Annotated in this window: 25 protein-coding genes; 19 read left to right on the top strand and 6 right to left on the bottom strand. The window is 66.0% G+C overall.

Annotation, left to right across the window (positions count from 1 at the left end):
- A complete protein-coding gene (gene yjjJ, locus C8D04_RS15175) occupies nucleotides 1-1,356 on the top strand; it encodes a type II toxin-antitoxin system HipA family toxin YjjJ (RefSeq protein ID WP_116005609.1) in 1,356 nt (451 codons plus the stop codon).
- 161 nt (nucleotides 1,357-1,517) lie between these two features.
- Here yjjJ and C8D04_RS15180 read toward each other — a convergent pair whose 3' ends face one another.
- Nucleotides 1,518-2,261 (bottom strand): TetR/AcrR family transcriptional regulator, encoded by a 744-nt coding sequence (locus C8D04_RS15180; RefSeq protein WP_116005610.1) that lies wholly within the window; start codon nucleotides 2,259-2,261, stop codon nucleotides 1,518-1,520.
- A 187-nt stretch (nucleotides 2,262-2,448) separates the two neighbouring features.
- On the opposite strand from C8D04_RS15180, the gene C8D04_RS15185 reads away from it, so the two are divergent.
- Genes C8D04_RS15185 through C8D04_RS15205 form a run of 5 tightly spaced genes read left to right on the top strand, consistent with a single transcriptional unit; the run spans nucleotide 2,449 to nucleotide 7,007 of the window.
- Entirely contained in the window at nucleotides 2,449-2,799 is a 351-nt protein-coding gene (locus tag C8D04_RS15185) for a c-type cytochrome (protein WP_158550319.1), read from the top strand.
- 10 nt (nucleotides 2,800-2,809) lie between these two features.
- Nucleotides 2,810-4,279, top strand: coding sequence for a D-arabinono-1,4-lactone oxidase (locus tag C8D04_RS15190; RefSeq protein ID WP_116006216.1), 1,470 nt, complete (start codon nucleotides 2,810-2,812; stop codon nucleotides 4,277-4,279).
- Nucleotides 4,276-5,571, top strand: a complete 1,296-nt coding sequence (locus tag C8D04_RS15195) for an alanine racemase (RefSeq protein WP_116005612.1) — start codon at nucleotides 4,276-4,278, stop codon at nucleotides 5,569-5,571. The genes C8D04_RS15190 and C8D04_RS15195 overlap by 4 nt, the downstream gene beginning before the upstream one ends.
- A gap of 35 nt (nucleotides 5,572-5,606) precedes the next feature.
- The gene (locus C8D04_RS15200; RefSeq protein ID WP_116005613.1) at nucleotides 5,607-6,029 is read left to right on the top strand and encodes a DUF2147 domain-containing protein; all 423 of its coding nucleotides are present in this window, start codon (nucleotides 5,607-5,609) and stop codon (nucleotides 6,027-6,029) included.
- 42 nt (nucleotides 6,030-6,071) lie between these two features.
- Entirely contained in the window at nucleotides 6,072-7,007 is a 936-nt protein-coding gene (locus C8D04_RS15205) for a TorF family putative porin (RefSeq protein ID WP_116005614.1), read from the top strand.
- Nucleotides 7,008-7,118: 111 nt separating this feature from the next.
- Here C8D04_RS15205 and C8D04_RS15210 read toward each other — a convergent pair whose 3' ends face one another.
- Genes C8D04_RS15210 through recQ form a run of 3 tightly spaced genes read right to left on the bottom strand, consistent with a single transcriptional unit; the run spans nucleotide 7,119 to nucleotide 9,605 of the window.
- Complete coding sequence (locus C8D04_RS15210) at nucleotides 7,119-7,436, bottom strand: type II toxin-antitoxin system RelE/ParE family toxin (protein ID WP_116005615.1); 318 nt, start codon at nucleotides 7,434-7,436, stop codon at nucleotides 7,119-7,121.
- A complete protein-coding gene (locus tag C8D04_RS15215; RefSeq protein ID WP_116005616.1) occupies nucleotides 7,433-7,705 on the bottom strand; it encodes a YlcI/YnfO family protein in 273 nt (90 codons plus the stop codon). Before C8D04_RS15215 ends, C8D04_RS15210 begins: the two co-directional genes overlap by 4 nt.
- Before the next feature lie 43 nt (nucleotides 7,706-7,748).
- Entirely contained in the window at nucleotides 7,749-9,605 is a 1,857-nt protein-coding gene (recQ, locus tag C8D04_RS15220; RefSeq protein ID WP_116005617.1) for a DNA helicase RecQ, read from the bottom strand.
- A 253-nt stretch (nucleotides 9,606-9,858) separates the two neighbouring features.
- On the opposite strand from recQ, the gene C8D04_RS15225 reads away from it, so the two are divergent.
- Genes C8D04_RS15225 through C8D04_RS15240 form a run of 4 tightly spaced genes read left to right on the top strand, consistent with a single transcriptional unit; the run spans nucleotide 9,859 to nucleotide 12,755 of the window.
- Nucleotides 9,859-10,335: a Spy/CpxP family protein refolding chaperone gene (locus C8D04_RS15225; protein ID WP_116006217.1), complete on the top strand. Its 477-nt coding sequence runs from the start codon at nucleotides 9,859-9,861 to the stop codon at nucleotides 10,333-10,335.
- A 10-nt stretch (nucleotides 10,336-10,345) separates the two neighbouring features.
- Nucleotides 10,346-10,651: a hypothetical protein gene (locus C8D04_RS15230; protein WP_116005618.1), complete on the top strand. Its 306-nt coding sequence runs from the start codon at nucleotides 10,346-10,348 to the stop codon at nucleotides 10,649-10,651.
- Nucleotides 10,652-10,662: 11 nt separating this feature from the next.
- A complete protein-coding gene (locus tag C8D04_RS15235; protein WP_116006218.1) occupies nucleotides 10,663-11,358 on the top strand; it encodes a response regulator transcription factor in 696 nt (231 codons plus the stop codon).
- Nucleotides 11,355-12,755, top strand: a complete 1,401-nt coding sequence (locus C8D04_RS15240) for a HAMP domain-containing sensor histidine kinase (protein WP_116005619.1) — start codon at nucleotides 11,355-11,357, stop codon at nucleotides 12,753-12,755. The genes C8D04_RS15235 and C8D04_RS15240 overlap by 4 nt, the downstream gene beginning before the upstream one ends.
- A 107-nt stretch (nucleotides 12,756-12,862) precedes the next feature.
- Here C8D04_RS15240 and C8D04_RS15245 read toward each other — a convergent pair whose 3' ends face one another.
- Together C8D04_RS15245 and C8D04_RS15250 are read right to left on the bottom strand one after the other, a co-directional pair.
- Complete coding sequence (locus tag C8D04_RS15245; protein WP_116005620.1) at nucleotides 12,863-14,017, bottom strand: acyl-CoA dehydrogenase family protein; 1,155 nt, start codon at nucleotides 14,015-14,017, stop codon at nucleotides 12,863-12,865.
- Nucleotides 14,018-14,029: 12 nt separating this feature from the next.
- Nucleotides 14,030-15,244, bottom strand: a complete 1,215-nt coding sequence (locus tag C8D04_RS15250; protein ID WP_116005621.1) for a CoA transferase — start codon at nucleotides 15,242-15,244, stop codon at nucleotides 14,030-14,032.
- A 90-nt stretch (nucleotides 15,245-15,334) separates the two neighbouring features.
- On the opposite strand from C8D04_RS15250, the gene C8D04_RS15255 reads away from it, so the two are divergent.
- From C8D04_RS15255 to C8D04_RS15295, 9 genes are all read left to right on the top strand, one after another.
- On the top strand, nucleotides 15,335-16,270 hold the full coding sequence (locus C8D04_RS15255) for a LysR family transcriptional regulator (RefSeq protein ID WP_116005622.1): 936 nt from the start codon (nucleotides 15,335-15,337) through the stop codon (nucleotides 16,268-16,270).
- Between the two features lie 149 nt (nucleotides 16,271-16,419).
- Nucleotides 16,420-17,382 (top strand): ABC transporter substrate-binding protein, encoded by a 963-nt coding sequence (locus tag C8D04_RS15260; protein WP_116005623.1) that lies wholly within the window; start codon nucleotides 16,420-16,422, stop codon nucleotides 17,380-17,382.
- 16 nt (nucleotides 17,383-17,398) lie between these two features.
- Nucleotides 17,399-18,244, top strand: a complete 846-nt coding sequence (locus C8D04_RS15265) for an ABC transporter permease (RefSeq protein ID WP_116005624.1) — start codon at nucleotides 17,399-17,401, stop codon at nucleotides 18,242-18,244.
- Nucleotides 18,245-18,252: 8 nt separating this feature from the next.
- Entirely contained in the window at nucleotides 18,253-19,032 is a 780-nt protein-coding gene (locus C8D04_RS15270) for an ABC transporter ATP-binding protein (protein WP_116006219.1), read from the top strand.
- A 97-nt stretch (nucleotides 19,033-19,129) separates the two neighbouring features.
- Nucleotides 19,130-19,846 (top strand): histidine utilization repressor, encoded by a 717-nt coding sequence (gene hutC / locus C8D04_RS15275; protein WP_233521266.1) that lies wholly within the window; start codon nucleotides 19,130-19,132, stop codon nucleotides 19,844-19,846.
- A gap of 61 nt (nucleotides 19,847-19,907) precedes the next feature.
- Nucleotides 19,908-21,449: a histidine ammonia-lyase gene (gene hutH, locus C8D04_RS15280; protein ID WP_116005626.1), complete on the top strand. Its 1,542-nt coding sequence runs from the start codon at nucleotides 19,908-19,910 to the stop codon at nucleotides 21,447-21,449.
- 41 nt (nucleotides 21,450-21,490) lie between these two features.
- On the top strand, nucleotides 21,491-23,212 hold the full coding sequence (gene hutU / locus C8D04_RS15285; protein ID WP_116005627.1) for a urocanate hydratase: 1,722 nt from the start codon (nucleotides 21,491-21,493) through the stop codon (nucleotides 23,210-23,212).
- A 19-nt stretch (nucleotides 23,213-23,231) separates the two neighbouring features.
- The gene (locus tag C8D04_RS15290) at nucleotides 23,232-24,065 is read left to right on the top strand and encodes a phytanoyl-CoA dioxygenase family protein (protein WP_116005628.1); all 834 of its coding nucleotides are present in this window, start codon (nucleotides 23,232-23,234) and stop codon (nucleotides 24,063-24,065) included.
- A 5-nt stretch (nucleotides 24,066-24,070) separates the two neighbouring features.
- Nucleotides 24,071-24,670, top strand: a complete 600-nt coding sequence (locus C8D04_RS15295) for a HutD family protein (RefSeq protein ID WP_116006220.1) — start codon at nucleotides 24,071-24,073, stop codon at nucleotides 24,668-24,670.
- The last annotated feature ends 49 nt before the right edge of the window (nucleotides 24,671-24,719 follow it).

A 24,719-nucleotide genomic window follows, 5' to 3' on the forward strand; every position in this document is an offset into this window, starting at 1 on the left:
ATGGAAGCACCCACCCCCCACACTGAAGGCATCCTGCAGGCCCTGCGCCGCCATGGCGGCGTTGCCACCAGCGCGCAACTGGTGAGCGCGCTGGGCGTGAGCCAGCCCACGGTGTCGCGCGCCCTCATGCCGCTGGTGCGCGCGGGCCGGGTGCGCAAGGTGGGCGCGGCGCGTTCGCAGCGCTACCTGCTGCCGCGCGCGGTGGCGGGGGTGGGCGACGACATCCCCCTCCTGCGCGTCAACACCGCAGGCGTGCCCGCGCCCTTTGGCCGCATGGCGCCCCTGGTGGGCGGCGCCTTCTGGGTGGACGAAGTGGACGGCGTGAGCGAGCGCCACGACGGCCTGCCCTGGTTCCTGTCCGACATGCGACCCCAGGGCTTCATGGGGCGCAACTTTGCGCAACTGCACCCCGATCTGCAACTACCCCAGGACCCGCGCCACTGGTCCGACGACGACATGCTGCGCGCCCTGGCGCTGCGCGGCGAGGACCTGCCGGGCAATCTCATCGTGGGCGACGCTTCGCTCGCGCGCTTTCACACCCTCAGCCAGCGCCTGGCGCGGGCCGCCTCGCCCGACGACTACCCGGTGCTGGCGCGCAGCGCGCTGCAGGGGCAGTTGCCGGGTTCGTCCGCCGGTGGGGAGCAGCCCAAGTTCTGTTGTGTGACGCAAGGGCGCAGCGTGATCGTGAAGTTTTCGAGTGCTGGGGACAGCCCGGCCGACCAACGCACCCGCGACCTGCTGCACAGCGAGCACCTGGCCCTGCAGGTGCTCGCACAGGCGGGCTTGCCTGCCGCGCCCACGCAGGTGTTCGAGCGCGCAGGCCGGGTGTTCCTGGAGTCCGAGCGCTTTGACCGCCGGGCACCCTGGCAGGACGACGCGCAAAGCCCGCCGCCGGGGCGCATCGGCATGGTGTCGCTGCTGGTGTACGACGCGCAGTACGTGGGCGAAATGGACCACTGGGCCGCCACCGCCCAGCGCATGCAGGCGCGCGGCCTGCTCACCCCCGAAGACGCCCGCACGCTGCGCCTGCTGGACGCCTACGGCGCGCTGATCGGCAACACCGACCGGCACTACGGCAATATTTCGCTGGTGCTGGTGGAGGACGACTGGCGCCTCTCGCCCACCTACGACATGCTGCCCATGCTCTACATGCCCATCGCGGGGGAACTGGTTCCGCAGGAACTCAGGCCCGAGCATATGGTGCCCACGGCCGCCACGCTCGATGTGTGGCGCGAGGCGTGGGCGCTGGCGCAGGACTTTTGGCACGAAGTGGCCTCGGAGGAGCGAATATCAGGCGGGTTCAGAGACATTGCGCGTGCAAACGCCGGTGCATTGACGCGCTCGACCCAGGGATAGCGCAGGGTCACCAGCGTACTTTGGCAGGCGCTGCAATAGCAGTCGAGAAAAGGGCCAGGTGCGGATGCATGGGTGCCTGTATGCAATCGCCGGCAAGGGCTGTGCCCACGCCAACCTCTGCGCCAAGACCCATTCTCTCCCGTCATGACCTCTCTGCACGGTCACTTCGCCGACGCCGACGAACCAATATCGTGCAGCAACCCGGCAATGAAGATCCGCACCATGCGCTCAACGTGTTCGACGACCGGCAGCCGGTGAAACCATGGGTCATCGTCCGAGCTGATGCGCAGTGACGTGATGCCGTGCACCATTTCCCAGAACATCTGGGCGGCCATTTCGATGGTGCGCTCGTCAATGGGCACGGCCTGCCCGGCCAGCAACCCTTCGACCAAGGCGCGGGCCAGTGCATAAGCGTCTTCACTCGCGTTGCCGAACTCGATGGAAGAGTTCTCTATGGCCGATGCAGGACGCGGCTCCATGAACATCAAGCGATAAGACTGCGGGTGCGCCGTGCCGAAAGTGACGTAGGCCTGCGCGACCCGGTGCAATGAGTCTGCGGGGCTGGAGGCTTCCTGCACGGCCCGTTCCAGGTGGTGAGCGAAGCGCTTGAGGTCGCCATCGACCGCCTGCGTGATCAGCGTGGCCTTGTCCTGAAAGAAACCATAGACCACCGTGGTGGACACGCCGACTTCGTCGGCCACGGCGCGCATTGTGACGGCCTGTGCGCCGCCCTTGCGCAGCAGGCGGCGTGCTGCAGCCAACAGCAACTGGCGGCGTGCTGTCTGCTCCTTGTCGCGCAGGCGCGGGCCCGCCGTGCGCCCAGGGGCGGACGGCGCGGGGCTATCAGCCACCGCCATCTTTTTCGGCCGTGGTGCGGCGCGGGTCTTGGGGGTCTCGGTCGTCATGCTGCGTATTGTGCGCGGTCACTTGCCATGAACTGTCCGCACCGCGCAATGGGGCACTGTCCATCCGTGGAATCCCCATAAAAAAACAACGTTTTATTTGAGATCATGGTGTTTTACTAAAACATCGGTTTGATCAATGCACATTTCAGGCGATCAGCTCTGGCACAGGACATCACGGGGTGGGCACTTGTTTGGACGCTGCGCCAGCGTGGCGGCGGTCTTCTTTCTGATCGCATGCAACGGGCCTGCGGTACCTGCTCTGCAGGACGAGGCGCGTGCCGAGCAACTGCGCCCCTCATCGACCGTGTTGGCTGAAAAATACGAGCGCTCGTGCATGGTCTGCCACACCAGGATCGCTGCCAACGCTCCCCTCACGGGCTATGCGCCGGCCTGGGATGCCCGACTCAAGCAGGGCATGGACACCTTGGTACGCCATGCCGAGCAAGGCCTGGGCAGCATGCCGCCGCGAGGGCAGTGCGCCGATTGCACGTTAGATGAGCTGAGGGCACTGGTGTCCTTCATGGCGGGGTCCCACTGAAATGCCGAATATGCCGTTTGAAACTCCCGTCCCTCCCGTTCAGGTGCCCAGGCCACTCGCCAGCCCGATCCGTCGGGCCTTGTTGTGCACCGGCACTGGCGTGGCGCTGGGTGCAGCGCTGGCACCTGTAGAACTTGTCCACTCCGCGTCGCCGCCGGTGGCGCCAGCGACACCGGGGGCAGCGCCTGCGGCCAACCCTCCGGCGCGCTGGCAGAACTGGTCGGGCATTCAGCAATGCCAACCACAGCGCTTTTTGGTGCCCCGTGACGAGGCTGTGCTGGCCCAGGCGCTGCGTGAAGCGCCCAACGGCCCGGTGCGGTGCGTGGGTGCCGGACATTCTTTTACCGCCCTGGTGCCCACAGACCAATGGCTGGTGTCGCTGGACCAGCTCTCCGGGGTCAGCGAGATGGCGCCTGGCAAGGACACGGTGCTGGTGCAGGGTGGCACGCGCCTGGCCATGGCCTCGCGCCTGCTGGATGCGGCGGGCCTGGCGCTGCGCAACCTGCCAGATGTCGATGTGCAAAGCTACGCCGGTGCGATCAGCACCGCGACCCACGGCACCGGCATGCAACTGCCGGCCCTGCATGCCGATGTGTTGGGCCTGCGCCTGGTGACGGCGCGCGGCGAGGTGATCGAATGCAATGCGCAGCAGCGCCCCGATCTGCTGGCCGCAGCGCGTGTGTCGCTGGGGAGCCTGGGTGTCATTACGCAAGCGCGGGTGCGGGTGGTGCCGGCCTACAGCCTGCACCGCCGCGTGTGGCTGGAGCCTGCGATGCAGCTCCTGGAGCGGGCCCCCGAACTTGCTCGCAAGCACCGCAACTTCGAGTTCTATTACCTGCCCTTCACTGGTTACGCCGCGGGCATTGCGCACGACATCGACACCAGCGGCCAAGTGTTGATGCCGCACGCCGCCGACGAAGACGTGCTGCGCGACCTGCGCCGCCTGCGCGATTGGCTCGGGCACTTCCCCGCGCTGCGGCGCAAGGTGGCGGGCTGGGCCATCGATCCCGATCAGAAGGAAGAAGCCAAAAACCGTGCCTGGCGCCTGCTGGCCACCCAGCGGCCGACGCGCTTTAACGAGACCGAATACCACGTACCGCAAGAAGTGGGCGTTGCCTGCGCCAAAGAAGTGATCGCCGCGCTGGAGAAGCGCAACGGCGTGTACTTCCCGATGGAGTTCCGCTTTGTCGCCGCCGATGAGGCGGCGTGGCTCAGCCCGTTCTACCAGCGTGCAAGTTGCTCGATCGCCGTGCACGCGGCGGTGGGCGAACCGTACGACTACCTGGTGTCCGAGATCGGGCCCCTCTTTCGCAAATACCAAGGCCGCCCGCACTGGGGCAAGTTGCACGACCTGGGCGCGGCGCAACTGGCCGCGCTGTACCCGCGCTGGGACGACTTTCTTGCCCTGCGGCGCGAGCTGGATCCGCAAGGCCGCTTCTTGAACGCCCACCTGCGCAAACTGTTTGGAGAGACTGCATGAAAACATCCCGTCGCCGCTTGTTGCTGGCCGGTACCGGCGCGGCCGCAGTCGCCGCATTGGCTCTGCGCCCAGGCGAGACCGGTGCTCCGCACGGGCCCTACTTTTCCGAGTTGGCGCGCGCACTGCGGGCGTCTGATGTTGCCACCGATGCGACCACGCCGGTGATGGTGATCGACCGCGACCGGGTGCAAGCCAATATCCGCAAGGTAATGGCACTGAAGAACCCGGCCGTCGCCTTGCGCGTGGTCGCCAAGTCGCTGCCATGCTTTGCGCTGCTCGATTTGATCGCCCAGCAAACGCAAAGCACGCGCCAGATGGTGTTCAACCTGCCGTATCTGCTGCTGCAAACCGCCGAGCGCCCGCAGTTCGACCTGTTGCTGGGCAAGCCCATGCCGACTGGCGCGGCGCAGGTTTTCTACCAAAAGTTTCGGGGCGGTGCGTTTGACCCCAGCCGCCAGTTGCAGTGGCTGGTGGATACGCCCGAGCGGCTGGCCGAGTACCAGCAACTGGCACGCGCCCTGGGCCACAAGCTGCGCGTCAACCTGGAAATCGATGTGGGCCTGCACCGTGGGGGATTTGCGAACGCAGAGGCATTGGCGCAGGCCCTGGCGCTGTTGAAATCAGAGCCCTTGCTGGAATTCTCCGGAATGATGGGTTACGACCCGCATGTCACAGAAATCCCCGATCTGCTGGGCGCACGCTCCGCAGCCGCGTCGCACGCCCGAAAGGTGTACGACAGCTACAAGGCCCAGGCCCTGGGGGCCTTGCCCGCCGCGCGTGAACAGGCCGCCGCGCTGACCTGGAACGCCGCCGGTTCGCCCACCTTCCACATGTACGACGGCCAGGGTGCGGCCAACGAGGTCAGCGTGGGCTCGGCTTTCGTCAAACCGGCCGAATTTGATCTGCCGCATCTGGATGCCTGTGAGCCCGCCTGCTTCATCGCCACGCCGGTGCTCAAGAACGGCGCCTTCCAGCTGCCCACGGGCGTGGAGTGGATCGGCAGTGCCGCTCAGTGGTGGGACCGCAACCAGCGCCACGGCGTGTTCCTGTATGGCGGCCAGTGGCGCGCCGATGCGGTCTCGCCTGCAGGTCTTGCACCCAGCGGCCTCTATGGCCTCTCGCCCAACCAGCAGGTCATGGTGGGCTCGGGCCGCCAGGCGCTGGTGCCTGGCGACACCGTGTTCTTCCGCCCACAAAAGAGCGAAGCACTGCTGCAGCAGTTCGGCGCCATCGTCGTGGTGTCGGGTGGCCAGGTGGTGGACCACTGGCCCGTGTTCCCCCCTGCGCCCTGAGCTTTGCGCCTTTCACACCACCCCAGGAGACCTTGATGCCGCGCCATGCCTTTTCCCTTTTCTCCCTGCTGCTGGCCGCTTTGCCAGCCCACAGCGCTACCCCGCAAGACGCCCAGGGCCTGTGGCTGAGTGCCGACAAGGCGGCAGTGATCGAATTCAAACCCTGCGCCGATGCCGCCACGGCGCTGTGCGGCCAGATCGTGTGGGACAAGGACGCCGGTACCCCCGAGGACACCTGCGGCGTACGCATCGCCAAGCTGCAAAAGTTTGACGGCGAGGCCTGGCGCCAGGGCTGGGTGCACGACCCGCGCGACAAGAAAAACTACAAAGGCGCCATCCGCGTCAAGGGGGACGGCAAGGTGCTCGCCGTGCGTGCCTACATCGGCACCGAAATGCTGGGCCAGACCGAAGAGATGACCCGCACCGATACGGTGCCGGACGGCTGCAAAGCGCACTGATCCACACCACAAAAAACCAAATCCATCCGAGGAGACACCCCTATGTTCCGTTCACATCCCATGGCATCCGTCACCCGCACCACGCTGGCCATTGGCGCCCTTTGCGCCAGTCTGTCGGGCGCAGCCTTCGCCCAGCGTGCATCTGCCCCCGCGGCAGAGGAGCCCGAAATCCAGTCGTATGCCATCGACGCCGAGGTCAAGCTCTCCAGCGATCGCAAGACGCGCGGCGTGTCCGACACCTTCAACCGCCCTGGTGCCGAGTTGACGGTGGATGCCGTGCACGAGTCCGGTCTGCTCGCCCACTTCCAGCTAGCGTCCGTCAGCAAGGTGACTTTCCCCAACAGCAACCGACTCAACCCCACACTGGCACTCGGCTGGCGCGGTGGCAACCCCGAAGGCGTGCACTATGGCGCCGCCGTGGCGCGTGAATGGTTTACCCGCGCCCGTGTTGATGCCCCCACGGGGTTCGATGAGCAGATGAATCCGCTGGGTATGGCCACCACCAACTTCAACACCAGCTACCTGCTGGGCGAGTTGGGCTACGGCATCTTCACCGCGCGCTACCTGTACGTGGCCAGCAAGGACTTTCGGGGCCTCAACACCTCTACCGTGTGCGCCGGCTACCTGCCCGCAATGATGGCCGGGGGCGACCCCAGCTCGGCGATGAACTGCTATGGCGCAGGGTTCAAGCACTCGCGCGGCACGCAGCTGCTGGACTTTGATGTGGCCTACCCCCTCAACGGCACGACCAAGCTCATCGGGCACCTGGGTTGGCAGTTTGTGCGCAACTTCAGCGCCATGAACACCGTGGACTACCGGCTGGGCATCGAGCACACCCGCTGGGGCTTTGTTTTTGGCGCCGAAATCGCCGGTGCCAAAGCGCGTGAGCGTGAGCTCTTTGTGGCGACCGATGGCAACGGAACCCCGCGCCGCCTCGACCGTACGGCCATCATCTTGAGCGTTGCCAAGCGCTTCTAGCGGAGGTCTGTCCTGCCGCCCCTCTTACCAAAGGTTTCGTTGTATGCCTCGAGCATGCCGCTCACACACGGCGTCAAGCCAACGCCAACCAAGCCCGCACAACCCATGCCCTCAGTGATAGTCACTCTCATACTGATGCCGAACCGCACCAATCACGACCTGCTGACCATCACGAATCTCAAACAGCGCCACATAACCCGAATGACCGAAGGTAATGATCAGTTCCCGCACTAAAGCACTGACACCTGCTTTGCGGCAACTGAACGGACTGTGGGCCAAAAGCTGGCACGCCTGCTCAATGGCCTCAATGGCACGTGCCGGAATGTCCAGATCCCCGGTGGGACTGCGCAGCTCGCGATCCAGAAGGTGATCGAACAGCCGTTCCAAGTCTTCCGCCGCCTCGCGGCTGAAGATCACCTGGAAGCTCATGGACGCTGCGAGCCAGTTGCTGCAGCCAGCCGCGCTTTCAACCGGGCGACCACCGCCTCTGCTGGGATGCCATCACCAGCGTCCACGGTTCTTTGCACAGCAGCGATGCCGCGGCGCACGAATTCCGATTGCATTTGGCGCCGCGCTACCTCGTTGCGGACAGCGGTTTCGACCAAGCCAGCAAGGCTCTCACCTTCTTCCAGAGCCTGCTCCATATCTGCGCGAAACGCGGGGTTGATGCGGACGGGCGGGATGGTGGCGGTTTTCATGACCTAAGTGTATCGCATATGTGATGCAAACACCCTGCGGGCACTATCCCCCACACACCCGCAGCACATCGCCCCCATACGCCTCCAGCTTCTTCGCCCCCATGCCGCTGATGCCCTGCAAATCATCGAGCGTTGCCGGGCAGCGCTCGGCAATCGCGGCCAGGGTGGCGTCGTGGAAGATCACGTAGGCCGGCAGGTTGTGTTCGCGGGCCACCTCGGCGCGCCAGGCCTTGAGGTTGATGAATCGCACCTGGGCGTCCTGGCCCAGGTTGGCGGCGGCGGCCGAGGGCGTGGCGGTGCGGCGTGTGCGCTTGGGGGCGGCGTGGGCCGTGGCCTCGCGCAACTGCACAGGCTGCTCACCGCGCAGCACGGCGCGCGAGCCCGCGGCGAGGCACAGGGTATCAAAGCTGTGGCCGTTTTCCAGGCTCACCTTGTGCAGGCCCACGGCGCCGGTGGCCAGCAGTTGGCGCAGTACACCGCGCAATTGCGCCTCGGTGTATTCCTTGCCCAGACCAAAGGTGGAGAGCTTGTTGTGCGCGAACTGCTGGACTTTCTCGGTGTCCTTGCCGCGCACGATGTCCATGATGTGCCCGGTGCCAAAGGTCAGGCCGCTGGCCTCGTGCACGCGGTAGATGGTGGACAGCAGCTTGCGGGCAGCGTCAGTGCCGTCCCATACGGGAGGAGGGTTGAGGCAGTTGTCGCAATTCCCGCAGGGAGCGGACTGTTCGCCAAAGTACGCCAGCAACCGCACGCGGCGGCAGTCCGTGGCTTCGGCCAGGCCCAGCAGGGCGTCGAGCTTGCCACGCAGCGCGGTCTTGAATTCTTCGCCTGCCGGGCTTTCGTCGATCATGCGGCGCTGGTTGACTACGTCGGCGAGGCCATAGGCCATCCACGCATCGGCGGGCAAGCCGTCGCGCCCGGCGCGGCCGGTTTCCTGGTAGTAGCCCTCGATGTTCTTGGGCATGTCCACATGCGCCACAAAGCGCACATCGGGCTTGTCGATGCCCATGCCAAACGCAATCGTGGCGACCATGACGATGCCTTCTTCGCGCAGAAAGCGGTCCTGGTGCTTCTTGCGCACCGCGCCATCCAGACCTGCGTGGTAGGGCAGGGCGTTGATGCCCGCATCCTGCAGCGTGCTGGCCAGCTCGTCCACACGTTTGCGTGACTGGCAATACACCACACCCGCCTCGCCCGTGTGTTCGCGCTCGATGAAGCGCAGCAGCTGCGTGGTGGCGTCTTTTTTTTCTTCGATGCGGTAGCGGATATTGGGGCGGTCAAAGCTGCTGATGAACAGGCGCGCCTCTTGCAACTGCAGCCGCTCGACGATGTCTTCGCGCGTCAGCGCGTCGGCCGTGGCCGTGAGCGCAATGCGCGGCACGCCCGGAAAGCGCTCGTGCAGCACCGTGAGTGCGCGGTATTCAGGCCGGAAGTCGTGGCCCCACTGGCTCACGCAGTGCGCCTCGTCAATGGCGAACAAGCTCAGTTTGCTCTGCGCGTACAGGTCGTCCAGCAGGCCCAGAAAGCGCGGTGTGTTCAGCCGCTCGGGTGCGGCGTACAGCAGGGTGATGGCGCCCGTCTGCAGGCGCAGCTCCACGTCCTGCGACTCTTCATAGCCCAGGCTGGAATTGAGAAAGGCCGCATCCACCCCGGCCTCGTGCAGGGCGCCCACCTGGTCGTGCATCAGCGCAATCAGTGGCGAGACGACGATGGCCACGCCGCGGCCCTGCTGCTGGCGCACGATGGCGGGCACCTGGTAGCACAGGCTTTTGCCGCCGCCCGTGGGCATGAGCACCAGCGCATCGCCACCCGCCACCACATGCGCGACGATAGCCTCCTGCGGGCCACGGAATTGCTCGTAGCCGAAGACGTCTTTCAGGATGGAGTGCGCGGGAGACAATGAAATGCTCTTTAATTGATAGCTGTCAGCGCTTGATGGATAAGCGTTGAAGGCCATTTTTGCTTGTGAAGCGGTGGGCGGTGCGTGCGCGCAAGTGCTGCAGGCACCCGGTGATTATCGGCAATCCCCCGATGCCCGAGACGCCCTGGCGATACAAAACGACATAAACCGATACCGCACAGAGATGACGCCAGCGCAGCTGCAAAGCACCATCAAGGTCCTGTTCAACGCCGTCCCTCAAAGGAGCCGCACCATGAAGCCCTGGATCAAGAAAACCCTCATCGGCCTGTTCGGCGCCTCCATTCTGGTCGGCGGGCTCACCGCCTGCTCGGGCGGCCACCACTACCGCCATGGCCCCATGGATGCCCAATCCATGACCGAAATGCGCGGCAAGGTGCTCGAACGGGTGGGCCGCAAGCTCGACCTGGACGACGTACAGAAACAAAAGCTGGGCGTGTTGGCCGACCAGCTGCAGGCACAGCGTGCCGCTGTGGTGGGCAGCACGACCGACCCGCGCGCCGCCATGCAGGCTTTGGTGGCGGGCGACAAGTTTGACCGCACCCGCGCCCAATCCCTGTTGAATGAAAAACTGCAGGCCGTGCAAACCGGCAGCCCCGAAGTGATTGCCGCCATGGGCGACTTCTACGACAGCCTGAACCCCGGTCAGCAGCAAAAAGTGCGCGAGCTGATGCAGCGGCGCCGGGGCTGGATGGGCCGCTACAAAGACTGAGCCCGCAGCCATGTCCGGTGCACACGCTGCCCTGCAGCGTCTGACCCAGGGCCTGCGCCAGCATGGCCCGGTGCTGCTGGCGGGGGTGGCGCAACCGCACGACGAGTTGCTCACCCTGGTGTGGGGCCCGCACTTCGACCGCGTGCATGCTCTGGGGTTGGCGGCGGGCCAGCCCGCGCATGCGGCGCACTTGCTGCCCGCACTGGTGCAGGCCGCCGACTGTTTTGATGCCCTGCACGCACCGGCCCAGCGGCGCCTGCGCCGCATGATCCTGCGCCACCGTGCCCACGCCAGTGCACCGCACCGGCCTGGGTGAAAATCCACACCATGCACCGCATCCTGCTCATCGACGACGACGAACAGCTCGGCCCGCCGCTGGCCACCTACTTCCAGCGCTTCGAGCTGGAACTGGTGCAGGCGCTGCGGCCCAGCGAAGGCCTGGCGTTGCTGGCGCAAGGGGGCTTTGATGCCGCCATCCTCGACGTGATGCTGCCCGAGATGGACGGTTTTGAGCTGTGCCGCAGCATTCGGCGGACCAGCAGCATTCCGCTCATCATGCTGACGGCACGCGGCGAAGTGATGGACCGCGTGGTGGGGCTGGAACTGGGTGCCGATGACTATTTGCCCAAGCCGTTCGAGCCGCGCGAACTTGTCGCCCGCCTGCAGACCGTGCTGCGCCGCATGAAGGCGGCTGTACCGGGCGACGCGCAAGAGGCGCAAGGCGTGTTGGAGTTCGATGGCCTGCGCATCGACCCCGCGCGCCGCAGCGTGCAGTGCCTGGGCCGCGACGTGGATCTGACCGGCACCGAGTTTGATCTGCTGCACCTGCTGGCGAGAGAGGCCGGGCGCGTGCTGAGCCGCGACGACATCCTCAACGATCTGCGCGGCCACGAGGCCGAGCTCTACACCCGCGCGGTGGACATTGTGGTCAGCCGCCTGCGCAAGAAGCTCGAACCGCTGGATGCCATCAAGACGCTGCGCAATGCCGGTTACACGCTGGCCCTGCGCCGGGTGCTCGGATGAGGCGAAAGTTTGCGGGCCAGGCACCCTGGCACCGCCGCGCGCGCCAGGCCGTGCACCGCTCGCTGCGCCTGCGCCTGGTGCTGGTGTTTGTACTGCTGGCACTGGCCATGGCCGTCACCTTTATCGGTGGCGTGCAAAAGGCGGTTTCTGTGGGCTGGCGCGATGCGGCCCGCCCGTTATTGGTCGATTACGTGGACCACCTGGCGCGCGAGGTCGGCAGCCCGCCCAGCATCGAGCGCGCCCAGGCCATCACCGCGCGCCTGCCCATTGCGCTGCGTATCTCCGGCCCCACGGTGAATTGGGATTCGTTGCCCGGCCCGCAACACCCCGGCTGGACACGCGACCCTGGTTGGCGCCACAACGACGAAGCAAAGAGTCTGCTGGTGCGCACCACGGCCGACGGCCACCGGCTGGAGTTTGGCCTGAACATGCAGACGTGGCAGCAGCGCCCGCGCATCGCCTGGGTCACGCTGGGCGCGCTGTTGCTGCTCACCGCTTTGGCCTACCTGTATGTGCGCCGCCTGCTGCGCCCGCTGGACGACATCCGCGCGGGCGCTGAGCGTTTTGGTGCGGGTGCGTTCGCGCAGCCCATTCCCGTGCGCTGCGCGAACAAGCCCGATGAACTGGGGCAGCTGGCCGCCACCATCAACACCATGGGCAGCGACATCCACCAGATGCTAGAGGCCAAGCGCGCCCTGCTGCTGGCCATGAGCCACGAGCTGCGCAGCCCGCTGACCCGCGCCCGCCTGAACGCCGAACTGTTGCCCGAAACCCCTGCGGTGGACCCGCAGCGTCAGGCCCTGTTGCGCGATCTGGGCGAAATGGCGCGGCTCATTACCGATCTGCTGGAAAGCGAGCGCCTGGCTGGCAGCCACGCCGCCTTGCACCGCGAACCCGTAGACCTGGCCGCGTTGGCGCATGAGGTGGTGGCCGAACTGGGCAACCGCCACGCCAGCGCCGCCGCCATTGCCCTCCATGCGCCGCCGGGCCTACCTACCTTGGCGCTCGACCGTGCGCGCATGCGATTGCTGTTGCGTAACCTGCTGGACAACGCCTTGCGCCACAACTACCCCTCCAACCAGGCCCCTGACGGCGGTGCCGTGCCGCCGCCCGAACTGCATTTGCAACTGCAGTGCGATGCGCTGGAGATCGAAGTGCGCGACCACGGCCCCGGCGTGCTGCCCGAGCACCTGGCGCAACTCGCCCAGGCCTTTTACCGCCCCGACAGCGCCCGCCAGCGCACCACCGGTGGAGTGGGCCTGGGCCTGTACCTGTGCCGCCTGGTGGCGCAGGCGCACGGCGGGCAGCTTGCGCTGCGCAATGCGGGGCCGGGGTTGGCGGTGCGGGTGGTGCTGCCGGTGCAGGCAGCAGATGCCGCAGCGGCCGCGCAAGCCTGAAGCCTTATTCCATTTCTAAACCATCCGTGTCGTTGTTGCTTCGCCTTGCCGTGCTACAGCACTGATCGTAGGCTTCGCGCCTAGACACGAATGATTGGGAAACAGAATTATTCCAGCACGGTGCGCGCAATGATGTTGCGCTGGATTTCCGAGGAGCCTTCGTAGATGCGCAGAATGCGTGCATCACGCACATAGCGCTCCAGCGGCATATCGCGCGTAAAGCCGTAGCCGCCGTGGATTTGCAGGGCCGCGTCGGTCACGAAGGCCACCATTTCCGAAGCGTAGAGCTTGCACATGGCCGATTGCAGCGTGAACGGCTGGCCGGCCTCGCGCAGCACCAGGGCTTGCATCGTCAGGCCCCAGGCGGCTTCCAGGCGCAGCTTCATATCGGCCAGCATCCATTGAATGCCCTGCTTGCCCGACAGCGGCTCGCCGCCAATCTGGCGCGTCTTGGCCCATTGCACGGCCGCACCCAGCGCAGCCTCGGCAATGCCCAGCGAGGTGGCCGCCACGTCGAGCCGGCTGTTGTCCAGCACTTTCATGGCCGTCTTGAAGCCGGTGCCCTCGGCGCCCAGCCGGTGGTCCAGCGGAATATCCACCGCGTCGAACGACACCTCAAAAGCGTGGCCGCCCCGGATGCCCATGAGCTTCTCGGGCGACGAAACATGCACGCCCGGCGTGCTGGTGGACACGATGAAGGCGCTGACGCCACGGGCTCCAGCGGCAGGGTCGGTCTTGGCAAACACCACCAGGAACTGCGCCTTGCCCGCGTTGGAGATGAAGTGCTTGACGCCATCGATGCGGTACACCTCGCCCTGGGCGGTGGTGGTACGCACGGCGCGCGTGCTCAGCTCGGCCGGGTGCGAGCCGCCGCGCGGCTCGGTCAGCGCAAAACCGGCCAGCCACTCGCCGCTGGCGCAGCGCGGCAGCCAGCGCGCGCGCTGGGCTTCGTCGCCGCCGATCAACACGGCGTCGGTGCCCAGGTAGTGCGCGCCGATCATCGATGAGGTGGCGGCGCAGGCGCGTGATATTTCGACCAGCGACAGCAGCATGGCCGTGGGAGTGACCCCAGGGCCGCCATATTGCTCGGGAATGTTCATGCCCATCACGCCCAGCGCGGCCAGGCCGGGCACATGGCAGGTGGCGCACAGCCCCTCTTCGTCCAGTGCCTGCGCCCGTGGCGCCAGTGCTTCTTCGGCGTAGCGCGCCACGGCGTCGGCCAGTGCACGGTCTTCGGCGCTCACGCCCATACGTTCGGTCATGTGATGTCTCCTTCAGGTGATTGAGTGGGTGGGTCCGAACACGCCTGCAGCGCGCAGTTCGGCCAGTTTGCCGATGCCGCAACCGGCCAGGGCCATGAGCAGCTCGTCCGTGTGTTCGCCCAGTGCAGGCGCGCGTTCGGCCCGGTTGGGCGCCGCGCCGCCAAAGCGCACGGGCTGGGTGGGCAGGCGCAGGCCGGGCAGGCGCTCGTCGTGCACCGGGCGCAGCAGCTCGCGTGCCACCGCCTGCGGGGATTCCAGGGCCTGTGCAATGTTCCAGATGGGGGCTGCGGGCACGCCAGCGCCGTCGAGCAGCGCGACCACCTGCGCCACGGGCAAGGTGCCTGCCCACGCTTCAATGGCCTGGCGCAGTGCGGGCTCGGCCTCTGAGCGCGTCTCGTCGGTGGCAAAGCGGGGGTCGCTGGCCAGTTCAGGCTGCGCCATGGCGCCAGCGAGCGCGTCGAACAGTTTTTTGTTGAGCACGGCCAGGGCAAAGTGGCCGTCCTGCGCACGGTACACGCCAAAAGGTGCCGACAGCGGGTGGCGGTTGCCCACACGCCGTGCCGGTTTGCCGGTGAACAGGTAGCGCGCCATCGACGTGGCCAGAAAGCTCAGCGTGGTGTCGAACATGGCCACATCCACATGCTGGCCCTGGCCGGTGCGCTGCACCTGCAGCAGCGCCGCCAGCGTGGCCCAGGAGGCAAACAGCCCGGCCACCACGTCGGAGACGGCTTCGCCCACCAGCGTGGGGGCGCCATCGGGCTCGCCCGTGGCCTCCATCAGGCCGCTCATGGCCTGCACGATGATGTCGTAGGCAGGCCGGTGCGCCAGGGGCCCGGTCTGGCCGAAGCCCGACACGCTGACCACGACCAGTTTGGGGTTGATGCCTTGCAGCGTGGCCGCGCCAATGCCCAGCCGCTCGGCCACGCCGGGGCGAAAGTTCTCCACCACCACATCGGCCTGCGCCGCCATGGCATGCACCAGCGCCACCGCCTCGGGGGATTTGAGGTCGAGCACCACGCTTTTTTTGTTGCGGTTCATCACGGTGAACAGCGCGCTTTCGCCGTTCTGCATCGGGCCAATGGCGCGGTAGTCGTCGCCCTGGGGCGGCTCGATCTTGATGACCTCGGCGCCCAGATCAGCGAGCAGGGCGGTGGACAGGGGCCCGGCGAGCACCCGTGTGAAATCAAGAATGCGAATGCCGTCGAGCGGCAGTGCTGCAGGGGTCATGTGTGGGCTCCAACACGTTGCAAAAATCCATGGTGGCGCACAATTGAATTAAAAGAAAGAATTGTTTTTTAATGAATTGGATCAATAAAAATGATGCAAATGAATCTGCGCCAGCTCGAATACTTTGCCGCTGCAGCCCACCATGGTGGTGCCGCGCGGGCCGCACAGGCGCTGGGCGTGTCCCAGCCTTCGGTGTCCAAGGCCATTGCCGACCTGGAAGCGCTCTGGGGCGAGGCGTTGTTTGTGCGTCTGCATGCGCGGGGCATGGAGCTCACGGCTGCCGGTGTCGCCCGCCACCGCGCCGCCCAGGCCCTGCTGGAGCAGGCGCGCGCCTTGTCAGGGCCGCGTTCGGGGGCGCTTGCCGGTCTGCTGCGTGTGGGGTGCCTGAGCACCCTGGCGCCGCGCTGGCTGCCCGCCATCCTCGCGCAGATGCGGGCCGCGCATCCCGCCATTGAGGTCCAGTTCCACGAAGACGACACCGAAACCCTGATGCGCATGCTGGCGCGCGGTGCGCTCGATATGGCCCTGCTGTACGACCTGGGCCTGGCACGCAGCGGCGTGCGGCTTGAACCAGTGGTGGATTTGGTGCCTTATGCCCTGCTGCCCTGGGGGCACCCGCTGGCGGCAGCCAGCAGCTTGCGCCTGAGCGAGCTGGCGCGCGAGCCCCTGGTGCTGATCAATCTGCCGCACAGCCGGGAGTATTTTTTGTCGCTGTTTCGCAGCGCCGGCGTGACACCCCGCATCGTGTGCGAGTCCACCTCATTGGAGACGGTGCGCGGCCTGGTGGCCAATGGGCTGGGCGTATCGCTGCTGACCACGCGCCCGGTGAGCGACCGCAGCCAGGACGGTAAGCGCCTGGCCTGCCGCAGGTTGCGGGGGCGCCTGGCCGTGCAGTCGGTGGTGCTGGCCTACCCCGACAGTGGCGCGGCACCGGCCGCACTGGCGCAGCCCTTTGCGCAGGCCGTGCGCTCGGCGTTTGCCCCACAGGTTGACGATTTGACCCGTAGGGCCACGGCGCCGGGATGACGGGGCAAGCAACTGATCCATTTCCGCCGTATTAGGGTTTTACCTGTATATACAGGTATGGGCAAGTAGGAAGACAATCGGCTGGCGTGGGACGGCTCCGTGGTTGCCGCCAGCCCCACCTTGACGTTTCACACTGTAAAGGAGTCCCTATGGTCCAGACATTTATCAAGAACGCCGCACTGCTCGCAGTCGGCACCGCCCTCGCCGCCATGGCTGTTCCCGCCAGCGCCCAGACGAAAATCACGCTCGGCATGTCCGGCTGGACCGGCTTTGCGCCGCTGACGCTGGCCGACAAGGCGGGCCTCTTCAAGAAAAATGGTCTGGACGTCGACCTGCGCATGATTCCGCAGAAGGACCGCCACCTGGCGCTCGCGTCTGAAGCCATCCAATGCGCCGCCACCACGGTGGAAACGCACGTGGCCTGGAACGCCAATGGCGTACCCATCGTGCAGATTTTCCAGATGGACAAGTCCTACGGTGCCGACGGCCTGGCCGTGCGCAACGACGTCAAGAGCTTTGCAGAACTCAAGGGCAAGACGATTGGTGTGTCTGCCCCTGGCACCGCCCCCTACTTCGGCCTGGCATGGATGCTCAACAAGAACGGTATGACCATCAAGGACGTGAAGGTGGTTTCGCTCGAACCCCAACCCGCCGCCCAGGCCTTTATCTCGGGCCAGAACGATGGTGCCATGACCTATGAGCCCTACTTGTCCACTGTGCGCGCCAACCCGCAGGCGGGCAAGATTTTGGCTACCACGCTCGACTATCCCATGGTGATGGACACCGTGGGCTGCGCCCCCACCTGGCTCAAGGCCAACCCGCAGGCCGCGCAGGCACTGGCAAATTCGTATTTCGAGGCCGTGGAAATGATCAAGGCCGACCCCGCCAAGTCGTATGAAATCATGGGAGCCGCCGTCAAGCAAAGCGGCGAGCAGTTTGGCAAGTCGGCTGCCTTCCTGCGCTGGCAAGACAAGGCGGCCAACCAGAAGTTTTTCTCGGGCGAACTCATGCAGTTCATGAAGGACTCGGTGCCAATCCTGCTGGAGGCGGGTGTGATTCGCAAGGCGCCGGCGGATCTCAACGTCACCTTTGACGCGAGTTTCATCAAGTAAGCCGGAGCCGCCCACCATGCAAACCAACTCTGTTCCCACGCCCGTGCTCGGCATGGCGGCGCTGCCGGTGGCCCGGCGCAGGCGTCCGATCAAGCCGCTGGACCCCATCAGCCCGCGCCTGCAAACCCTGCTTGGCATAGGCTTTTTTGTGCTGTTCGTGCTGGTGTGGGCAGGGTTCACGCTGGGCGGCTTTGTCTCGCCCACCTTCTTGGCCAGCCCGGTCACCATGGTGCAGGAAGGCTGGTTGCTGTTCACCGAATACAACTTCCTGCACGACATCGGCATGACGGTGTGGCGCGTGATGGGGGGCTTTGTGCTGGCGACGGTCATCGCTGTGCCGCTGGGCATTGCCATGGGTGCTTACAAGCCGGTGGAGGCTTTCTTCGAGCCCTTTGTCTCGTTCTGCCGCTACCTGCCTGCATCGGCCTTTATTCCGCTGTTGATTCTGTGGGCCGGTATTGGCGAGACGCAAAAACTCCTGGTGATCTTTATCGGTTCGGTGTTCCAGATCGTGCTGATGGTGGCCGTCACTGTGGGCGGCGCGCGGCGTGACCTGGTCGAGGCGGCCTATACCCTGGGTGCGGGCAGCAGCGGCATCGTGCGGCGCGTGCTGATCCCTGGCGCTGCGCCCGGCATTGCGGAAACCTTGCGCCTGGTGCTGGGCTGGGCCTGGACCTACGTGATCGTGGCGGAACTGATCGGCTCGGCATCGGGCATCGGCCACATGATCATGGACAGCCAGGCACTGCTCAATACCGGGCAGATCATCTTCGGCATCATCGTCATCGGCATCATCGGCCTGATCTCGGACCTGGCGTTCAAAACCTTCAACCGCCGCATGTTTGCCTGGAGCAGCCTGTAATGAGCGCACTGAACCAACTCTCCATTCGCGGCGTATCGCGCACCTTTACCTCGGCGCGCGGCAAAGCCACACAGGCCCTGCTGCCGGTCGATTTTGAGGTGCGCGAGAACGATTTCGTCACCATTCTGGGCCCCTCGGGCTGCGGCAAATCGACAATGCTGCGCATCGTGGCCGGGCTCGATTTTCCGACCACCGGGCAGGTAGTGCTCGACGGCCAGCCGGTCGAAGGCCCGGGCGCTGACCGCGGCATGGTGTTCCAGAGCTACACGCTGTTTCCCTGGCTCACCATCGAGCAGAACATCCGCTTCGGGCTGCGCGAGCGCGGCATGGGCCTGGCAGAGCAAAAAGACCGCAGCGACTACTTCATCAGCAAGGTGGGCTTGCGCGGCTTCGAGCAGCATTTTCCCAAGCAGCTCTCGGGCGGCATGCAGCAGCGCACGGCCATTGCCCGCGCGCTGGCCAATGACCCCAAGATTTTGTTGATGGACGAGCCCTTTGGCGCACTGGACAACCAGACCCGCGTGCTCATGCAGGAACTGCTGCTGGGTATCTGGGAAGCCGAGCGCAAGACGGTGATGTTCGTCACGCACGACATCGACGAAGCCATCTTCATGGCCAACCGTGTGGCCGTGTTCAGCGCACGGCCCGGCCGCATCAAGACCGAGCTGGCGGTGGACCTGCCGCACCCGCGCCATTACACGATCAAGACCAGCCCGGAATTCATGGACCTCAAAGCCCGTCTGACGGAAGAAATCCGCGCCGAATCGCTGGCCGCCGATCTGCACTGAACCGGCTGCGCCGCTGCCTGCCATGAGCCATCCACCCGTTCGACGCCCCCACAACGCACCGCATCCGGCGCCCGTTGCACCCGCGTCCGCGCAGGCGATGGCTTTGTACCAGCAGGTCAAGGACTACATTGCCCGGCGGATCCAGGAAGGTCTCTGGCGCGCCGGAGACCGGTTGCCGTCCGAGAACGACCTGGTCACCCAGTTCGGCGTCTCTCGTATGACCGTGAACCGCGCGCTGCGTGAACTGGTCGAGCAGGGCCGCATCGTGCGCGTGGCCGGGGTGGGCAGCTTTGTGGCCGAAGACAAGCCCCAGTCCACGCTGCTGCAGATCGCCAACCTGGCGAGCGAGATTCGCCAGCGCGGCCACGACTACCGCTGCGACCTGCTTTCGGTGGAGCGCATCTCCGCCAACCTGGAGGTGGCCGCTGCGCTCGATCTGCGCACGGGCGAGTCGGTTTTCCATTCGCTGTGCATTCACCGCGAGGACGGCCTGCCGGTGCAGCTCGAAGACCGCCACGTCAATCCCAGCCAGGTGCCGCAATTCACCCAGCAAGACTTTTCGCAGCAGCAGCCCTCCGAATACCTGGTGCGCAACGTTCCCTTCGACCAGATTGAGCATGTGGTCGATGCGGTCATGCCCACGCCCGAGCAGGCCGCCCTGCTGGAGATGAACGTGGGCGAACCCTGCCTGCTGCTCACGCGGCGCACCTGGTCGCGCGGCGTTCCCATCACGGTGGTGCGCTGTCTGCATCCGGCCTCGCGTTACCGGCTGGGCAGCCGGTTCCGGGCCGACGGCAATCCGGTCCAGGGCTGACGCCTTCTCACCACCCGCTTTGTATTGCGCTCACGGTTACTTGTCTATACAGGATCATTCCATGCCTACCACCACCCAGTCCCCATTGACCCTGCGTCCTGGCCACGTCACGCTGGCCGATCTTCGCCGCATCCATGCCGCACCTGTGGCACTGCGCCTCGACCCCGCGGCGCGTGCAGGCATGCAGGCCTCGCAAGCCACGGTGCAGCGTATCGTCGATGAAGACCAGGTGGTCTATGGCATCAACACCGGTTTTGGCAAGCTGGCCAGCACGAAGATTGCCCACGAGCGCCTGGCCGAGCTGCAGCGCAACCTGGTGCTCTCGCACAGCGTGGGCACGGGCGATGCACTGCCCGATGCCGTGGTGCGCCTCATTCTGGCGACCAAGGCCATCAGCCTGGCGCGCGGGCACTCGGGCATCCGCCCCGAAATCGCCGAGGCCCTGCTGGCGCTGGCCAACGCCAATGTGCTGCCCGTGATTCCTGCCAAAGGGTCGGTGGGTGCCTCGGGCGACCTGGCGCCGTTGGCACACATGGCGTGTGTGCTGATTGGCGAGGGCCAGGCCAAGGTCAATGAAAAGATCGTCTCCGGCAAGGAAGCCATGGCGGCCGTGGGCCTGGTGCCCTTCGTCCTCGGCCCCAAGGAAGGGCTGGCGCTGCTCAATGGCACGCAGGTGTCCACCTCGCTGGCGCTCGCGGGCCTGTTTGGCGCAGAGGACGTGTTTGCCGCGGCCCTGGTGGCCGGTTGCCTGTCGCTTGAAGCCATCAAGGGCTCGGTCAAGCCGTTTGACGCCCGCATCCACGAAGCGCGCGGCCAGGTGGGGCAGATTGCGGTCGCCGCTGCCGTGCGCGCGCTGCTCGAGGGCAGCGCCATCGATCCCTCGCACCCGCACTGCGGCCGCGTGCAAGACCCGTATTCGATCCGCTGCGTGCCGCAGGTGATGGGCGCGTGCCTGGACAACCTGCAGCATGCGGCGCGCGTGCTCGCCATCGAGGCCAATGCGGCGTCAGACAACCCGTTGGTATTTGACAATGGCGACGTCATTTCGGGCGGCAACTTCCACGCCGAGCCGGTCGCCTTTGTGGCCGACATCATTGCGCTGGCCGTGTCTGAAATCGGCGCCATCTCGGAGCGGCGCCTGTCCTTGCTGCTCGACCCCGGCCTCTCGGGCCTGCCGGCCTTCCTCATCAGCGACAGCGGCGTGAACTCGGGTTTCATGATTGCGCAGGTCACCGCCGCTGCCCTGGCCGCCGAGAACCAGTGCCTGGCCAATCCCAGCAGCGTGACCAGTCTGCCCACGTCCGCCAACCAGGAAGACCATGTGTCCATGGCCACCTACGGCGCGCGCCGCCTGGCCGACATGGTGCGCAATACGGCGGTGATGGTCGGCATCGAAGCCATGGCCGCAGCGCAGGGCATGGAGTTTGACCGTAGCCTTCCGTCGTCCCCCCTCATCGAAGCCCAGTTCGCCGCCATCCGCCAGCGTGTGGCCTATCTGGAGCAGGACCGTTTCCTCGCACCCGACATCGAGTCCATGCGCGAATGGGCGCAGCAGTCCACGTGGCCTGCGCCGCTTTTGCATTGCCTGCCCAGCCACGCCTGAGCCCGCTTTATTCCAGTCCACGCATTTTCAGGAGCCTCCCCATGAACGCCAACGATGCCATCCTTTCCGCAACGTCCACCGATCCCCGCTTTGATGCCAGCCGCGTGATCCGCGCGCCGCGCGGCAGCCAGCTCACCTGCAAAAACTGGCTGACCGAAGCGGCCTACCGCATGATCCAGAACAACCTGGACGCCGAGGTGGCGGAAGACCCGAAAAACCTGGTCGTCTATGGCGGCATTGGCCGCGCCGCGCGCAACTGGGAATGCTTCGACCAGATCCTGGCCTCGCTCAAAGACCTGAACAGCGATGAAACCCTGCTGGTGCAGTCGGGCAAGCCGGTCGGCGTGTTCAAGACGCACGAGAACGCACCGCGCGTGCTGATCGCCAACTCCAACCTGGTCCCCAAATGGGCCAACTGGGAGCACTTCAACGAACTCGACCGCAAGGGCCTGTTCATGTACGGCCAGATGACGGCGGGCAGCTGGATCTACATCGGCAGCCAGGGCATCGTGCAGGGCACGTTCGAAACCTTTGTTGAAGCAGGCCGCCAGCACTACAACAACGACCTGTCGGGAAAGTGGATTCTCACCGCCGGCCTGGGCGGCATGGGCGGCGCGCAGCCGCTGGCCGCCACGCTGGCGGGCGCCTGCTCGCTCAACATCGAGTGCCAGCAGTCGAGCATCGACTTTCGCCTGCGCACCCGCTATGTGGACAAGCAGGCCCGAGACATCGACCACGCGCTGGAGCTCATCGCGCAACACACGGCGGCCAAAGAGGCTGTCTCCATCGCCCTGCTGGGCAATGCCGCCGACATCGTTCCTGAACTGGTGCGCCGCGCCCAGGCGGGCGGCATGCGCCCCGACCTGGTGACCGACCAGACCTCGGCGCACGACCTCATCAATGGCTACCTGCCCAGCGGTTGGAGCGTGGCGCAGTGGAAAGCCGCGCAGCGCGACCCCGCGCAGCACGCCGCGCTGACCAAAGCGGCCTCCCAATCCTGTGCCGTGCATGTGCAGGCCATGCTGGACTTCCAGGCCATGGGCATTCCCACGGTGGACTACGGCAACAACATCCGCCAGGTGGCGTTCGACCAGGGCGTGAAAAACGCCTTTGATTTCCCCGGTTTCGTGCCCGCCTACATCCGTCCGCTGTTCTGCGAAGGCAAAGGGCCGTTTCGCTGGGTGGCGCTCTCGGGCGACCCGGAAGACATCTACAAGACTGACGCCAAGCTCAAGGAGCTGTTCCCCAACGACAAGCCGCTGCACCGCTGGCTCGACATGGCGCGCGAGCGCATCGCCTTCCAGGGCTTGCCCGCACGCATCTGCTGGCTGGGACTGGGCGAGCGCGACAAGGCCGGCCTGGCCTTCAACGAGATGGTGAAAAGCGGTGAGCTCAAGGCCCCCATCGTGATAGGCCGGGACCACCTCGATACCGGCTCGGTCGCCAGCCCCAACCGCGAAACGGAAGCCATGAAGGACGGCACCGATGCAGTCAGCGACTGGCCGCTGCTCAACGCGCTGCTCAACACCGCGGGCGGCGCCACCTGGGTCAGCCTGCACCACGGCGGCGGCGTGGGCATGGGCTACTCGCAGCATGCGGGCATGGTCATCGTCGCCGACGGCACCGATGCGGCGACCGAGCGCCTGGCGCGTGTGCTAGTGAATGACTGCGGCAGCGGCGTGATGCGCCATGCGGACGCAGGCTACGAACTGGCGGTGGAAACGGCGAAGAAGCAGGGCCTCAAGCTCCCCATGGTCAAGTAAACGGCACAAGGACGGCACCATGAATGCACCAGACTTGCAGCAGCGCCTGAACGAGCGCCTGAGCGACCAGGACGTCGCCGACTTCCAGCGCGACGGCGCGGTCTGCATTCGCCAACTGCTCACGCCCGGCGAAGTGGCCATGCTGAAGGAAGGCATCGACGCCAACCTGGCTGCGCCCAGCCCACGCGCCAAGGTGGCCAGTCGCCCGGACGACCCGGGCCGCTTTTTCGAGGACTTCTGCAACTGGCAGAGCATTCCCCAGTTTGAGCGCCTGGTGCGCGAGACGCCGCTGGCCCCCGCCGCGCAGCGCCTGATGCAGTCGCCCACGGTGCGCCTGTACCACGACCATGTGCTGGTCAAGGAGCCCGGCACCCGCCAGCGCACGCCCTGGCACCAGGACCAGCCCTACTACAACATCGATGGCAGGCAGAACATCAGCATGTGGATCCCGGTGGACCCGGTGCCGCGCCCGGCGACGCTGGAGTTTGTGGCCGGTTCGCACCTCGGGCCGTGGCTCATGCCGCGCACCTTCATGGACAACCAGGCCCAATGGTTCCCCGAAGGCAGCCTGCAGGACCTGCCCGACATCGAAGCCGACCGCAGCGCGCATCGCATCCTGGGCTGGGACATCACGCCCGGCGATGTGGTGTGTTTTCACATGCTCACACTGCATGGGGCGGGTGGGTTCGAGGGGCCGGGACGCCGCCGCGTGTTCTCGGTGCGCTTCCTGGGCGACGACACGCGCCACGCGCCGCGCCGCTGGACCACCTCGCCCGATTTTCCCGGCCTGGCCGATACCCTGCCCGCAGGCGCGCCCATGGACCACCCTTTGTTTCCGCTGCTGGTGGCGTGATCCGCATGGCGCAGCAGCATTTCGACCTGGGCCAGGTGCCAGCCTCCCCCTGGAAGAACGGCGGCGGCGCCACGCGCGAACTCGCCTGCTGGCCGCCGGGCGCGGACATGGACCATTTCGACTGGCGCGTGAGCGTGGCGACGATTGCGCGCAGCGGCCCGTTTTCGCGCTTTGCGGGGGTGGACCGGGTCATCACCCTGCTCACGGGCGATGGCGTGCATCTGCGCCAGCCAGAAACCGGTATCGACCACCGCCTGGAACTAGCGCTGCAACCCTTTGCCTTTGCAGGCGATGGCGGCATGGACTGCGACCTGCTGGGCGGCGCGTCAAGCGACTTCAACCTGATGACGCGCCGGGGCCGCTGGCGCGGTGCGGTGCGCGTGCTGCGAAGCTCCGCGCTGCTGCCCGCGCGGCCCGCCGGGCTGCTGTGGGCAGTGCAGGGTCGCTGGACCCTGGCGCCCTTGGCTGCAGCGGGCGGGCAGGCTGTGGTGCTGGCGCCGGATGCCGGTCGGTGGTGGGCCGACGAGGACTGCGGTTGGAACGCGGCGCCCGAAGCGAACGCTGGGGACAGCGTGCTCCTGCATGTGTTGCTGGAGCCTGCGTGAAGTGCTTTCCAATACAGTAAAAATTTTAGTAAAAATGGCCTCTAGCGCT

Origin of the sequence: Simplicispira sp. 125, from assembly GCF_003096555.1 — a bacterium.
Taxonomy (GTDB): Bacteria; Pseudomonadota; Gammaproteobacteria; order Burkholderiales; family Burkholderiaceae_C; genus Simplicispira.

What these genes read in the sequence shown, in the direction of transcription:
- hutC (WP_233521266.1), top strand. Translation starts at nt 19,130, where the DNA reads ATGGCTTTGTACCAGCAGGTCAAGGACTACATTGCCCGGCGGATCCAG.
- hutH (WP_116005626.1), top strand. Translation starts at nt 19,908, where the DNA reads ATGCCTACCACCACCCAGTCCCCATTGACCCTGCGTCCTGGCCACGTC.
- C8D04_RS15205 (WP_116005614.1), top strand. Translation starts at nt 6,072, where the DNA reads ATGTTCCGTTCACATCCCATGGCATCCGTCACCCGCACCACGCTGGCC.
- C8D04_RS15225 (WP_116006217.1), top strand. Translation starts at nt 9,859, where the DNA reads ATGAAGCCCTGGATCAAGAAAACCCTCATCGGCCTGTTCGGCGCCTCC.
- C8D04_RS15180 (WP_116005610.1), bottom strand. Translation starts at nt 2,261, where the DNA reads ATGACGACCGAGACCCCCAAGACCCGCGCCGCACCACGGCCGAAAAAG.
- C8D04_RS15295 (WP_116006220.1), top strand. Translation starts at nt 24,071, where the DNA reads ATGGCGCAGCAGCATTTCGACCTGGGCCAGGTGCCAGCCTCCCCCTGG.
- C8D04_RS15255 (WP_116005622.1), top strand. Translation starts at nt 15,335, where the DNA reads ATGATGCAAATGAATCTGCGCCAGCTCGAATACTTTGCCGCTGCAGCC.
- C8D04_RS15210 (WP_116005615.1), bottom strand. Translation starts at nt 7,436, where the DNA reads ATGAGCTTCCAGGTGATCTTCAGCCGCGAGGCGGCGGAAGACTTGGAA.
- C8D04_RS15195 (WP_116005612.1), top strand. Translation starts at nt 4,276, where the DNA reads ATGAAAACATCCCGTCGCCGCTTGTTGCTGGCCGGTACCGGCGCGGCC.
- C8D04_RS15230 (WP_116005618.1), top strand. Translation starts at nt 10,346, where the DNA reads ATGTCCGGTGCACACGCTGCCCTGCAGCGTCTGACCCAGGGCCTGCGC.
- C8D04_RS15290 (WP_116005628.1), top strand. Translation starts at nt 23,232, where the DNA reads ATGAATGCACCAGACTTGCAGCAGCGCCTGAACGAGCGCCTGAGCGAC.
- C8D04_RS15215 (WP_116005616.1), bottom strand. Translation starts at nt 7,705, where the DNA reads ATGAAAACCGCCACCATCCCGCCCGTCCGCATCAACCCCGCGTTTCGC.
- hutU (WP_116005627.1), top strand. Translation starts at nt 21,491, where the DNA reads ATGAACGCCAACGATGCCATCCTTTCCGCAACGTCCACCGATCCCCGC.
- yjjJ (WP_116005609.1), top strand. Translation starts at nt 1, where the DNA reads ATGGAAGCACCCACCCCCCACACTGAAGGCATCCTGCAGGCCCTGCGC.
- C8D04_RS15265 (WP_116005624.1), top strand. Translation starts at nt 17,399, where the DNA reads ATGCAAACCAACTCTGTTCCCACGCCCGTGCTCGGCATGGCGGCGCTG.
- C8D04_RS15240 (WP_116005619.1), top strand. Translation starts at nt 11,355, where the DNA reads ATGAGGCGAAAGTTTGCGGGCCAGGCACCCTGGCACCGCCGCGCGCGC.
- C8D04_RS15200 (WP_116005613.1), top strand. Translation starts at nt 5,607, where the DNA reads ATGCCGCGCCATGCCTTTTCCCTTTTCTCCCTGCTGCTGGCCGCTTTG.
- C8D04_RS15235 (WP_116006218.1), top strand. Translation starts at nt 10,663, where the DNA reads ATGCACCGCATCCTGCTCATCGACGACGACGAACAGCTCGGCCCGCCG.
- C8D04_RS15250 (WP_116005621.1), bottom strand. Translation starts at nt 15,244, where the DNA reads ATGACCCCTGCAGCACTGCCGCTCGACGGCATTCGCATTCTTGATTTC.
- C8D04_RS15245 (WP_116005620.1), bottom strand. Translation starts at nt 14,017, where the DNA reads ATGACCGAACGTATGGGCGTGAGCGCCGAAGACCGTGCACTGGCCGAC.
- C8D04_RS15190 (WP_116006216.1), top strand. Translation starts at nt 2,810, where the DNA reads ATGCCGTTTGAAACTCCCGTCCCTCCCGTTCAGGTGCCCAGGCCACTC.
- C8D04_RS15260 (WP_116005623.1), top strand. Translation starts at nt 16,420, where the DNA reads ATGGTCCAGACATTTATCAAGAACGCCGCACTGCTCGCAGTCGGCACC.